Annotated in this window: 3 protein-coding genes; 1 reads left to right on the forward strand and 2 read right to left on the reverse strand. The window is 48.8% G+C overall.

Annotated elements, in window-relative coordinates; translation table 11 throughout:
• On the reverse strand, positions 1 to 780 hold a 780-nt coding region (locus AC4E7D_RS14155), incomplete at its 3' end, for an ABC transporter permease (RefSeq protein WP_490174425.1).
• A 3-nt stretch (positions 781 to 783) separates the two neighbouring features.
• Between AC4E7D_RS14155 and AC4E7D_RS14160 the strand changes: the two genes are divergently transcribed.
• Entirely contained in the window at positions 784 to 2,037 is a 1,254-nt protein-coding gene (locus tag AC4E7D_RS14160; protein WP_490174426.1) for an exo-beta-N-acetylmuramidase NamZ family protein, read from the forward strand.
• Here the strand turns inward: AC4E7D_RS14160 and AC4E7D_RS14165 are convergent.
• Positions 2,038 to 2,215: sterol desaturase family protein (locus AC4E7D_RS14165; protein ID WP_490174427.1), on the reverse strand; the 178-nt coding region annotated here is incomplete at its 5' end.

Below are 2,215 nucleotides of genomic sequence, written 5' to 3' on the forward strand. Positions count from 1 at the left end.
GATGGTTTGTGTGTCCAGCGTGGAAAGGGTGTTTCCGTAGATCTCAGCACTCTTTGTTTCTATATCGTCAAAATTCTCAAGGAAGATCTCGAAGTTGCCCACTTCATCCGCTTCCCAGCGGTTCATGCGTTGGATATGGCGGATATCCGTAAAAACATAGGTACTGTCAAACTCTTCAAAACCGCTATCATAAATTCCTACCACGACAAACTTGCGCTGGTTGGGCATCTTCGACGGGTCTTCATCCCGCAGGAAAAAGGTGAAAAAGCTGTCCCCAACACCCAATTCCAGCCGCTGGGCCATATAGGAAGAAATCAAAACTTCTTCATTTAGCTCCCCGCTAAAATCGGGTAATCGCCCTTCCTCCAGGTATTCAGAGAATTGGGCCCACTGGTAATCCGGCCCTACACCTTTCGCGATGATGCCTTCAAAGGTCTCTGCGGTGCGGATGATCCCCGCTTTTGTAGCCACCGCCTGAATATGAGAAATGCCCTCTACGGAATCGAAGGTGGGATAAAAATCCTGGTTTAGGGATACCGGAACCACCGATACATCAGACTGGTTATTGTCGAAGTTATAGATCTGAATATGGCCGTTAAAAACGGATACCTTCTCCCGGATCTTCTCCTTGAGGCCCACCCCGGTTGCAATAGCCACAAGCATCATGATAACCCCAAGGGCAACGGCCACTACAGCAATTTTTATTATTGGGGCGGATATGCTAATTTTATGATCTCCTCCTTTGATCAGTCGCCTCGCAATAAAAAATGCTAAATTCAATTTATGCCATTTAAATACAGTCTCAAAAATACATTTTTATTATGGTTTTTGATGCTCCTCGCCTGTGGGGGAAGCAGCGGAAAAAAGCAGGCGAACCCCACCAATGCTCCAAGGTCTGAACAGCAGGAGTCCGTGGCCCCGATCGTTGTTGGCGCTAACCGTACCTCTGCCTATCTGCACCGCCTGGAAGGAAAACGTCTCGGTATTGTAGCCAATCCCACCAGTGTAATTTTTAATAAACCCGGTGACCCCGGGCAGGGATATACCCATCTTGTGGATTCCCTCCTCACCCTGGGTATGGATGTCGAAGTGGTTTTTGCCCCCGAACACGGTTTCAGGGGGACGGCCGATGCAGGTGAGGAAGTAAAAGACGGACAAGATGTAGCCACAGGGCTCCCTGTAATTTCCCTCTACGGTAAAAACAGAAAGCCTTCGCCTGAGCAACTGCAGGGATTGGAATTAGTGGTATTTGATATTCAAGACGTGGGGGTGCGGTTCTACACCTACATAGCAACCCTGCAACTTGTTATGGAGGCATGCGCCGAGGAAGGCATCCCCATTCTGGTTCTCGACCGGCCCAATCCTAACGGACACTATGTTGATGGACCCACTATGGAAAAGGAGCACAGGGGGTTTCTTGGAATGACATCGATTCCCCTGGTATATGGAATGACCATTGGCGAATATGCCCGTATGATCAATGAGGAAGGCTGGATGCAGGATGATAAGAAAGCAGCACTGACAGTTATTCCGCTGGAAAATTACATCCACAGCAGGCCTTACTCCCTGCCCATCAGGCCTTCCCCTAACCTTCCAAATGACCAGGCCATCAATCTGTATCCCAGCCTGGGATTATTCGAAGGGACGCATGTAAATGCAGGCAGGGGGACGGAATTCCAGTTTCAGCGTTTTGGCGCGCCTTTTCTGGATAGCCTCGTATTCAAGTTTCGGTATCAGCCCAAACCCAACTTCGGGTCCAAAAATCCCAAGCACAATGGACAAATATGCTTTGGACAGGACCTCAGCAGGGAACCGAGAATGCAGTCAGTTTCCCTGCAATGGTTGATAGCAGCCTATCAGAATTCCCGTGACCCGGAACAATTCTTTAAAACTTCAGGATTTACAAAACATGCTGGAACTGCCCAACTGCAGGAGGCCATCGAAGCCGGCATAACAGAAGAAGAAATCCGAAAGGGCTGGGCCCCCGATATAGAAAAATTCAAAAAGATCCGTAAACGCTACCTGATCTATCCCTGATCATTCCTCCACGGAAACGGTAGTGGGTTTGCGGTACTTATGGAAGGGCTGTTTGAGTAAGCCGGTAACACTGGCATTCTCCTCCCGGTCAGGGAAAGTATCCACCCCATACACGATTTTTTGTCGGTCCAGTTTCATAAAAGTCCCGAACAAACGGTCCCAGATCGAAAAGATATTT

This window comes from Lentiprolixibacter sp. (genome assembly GCF_982873095.1).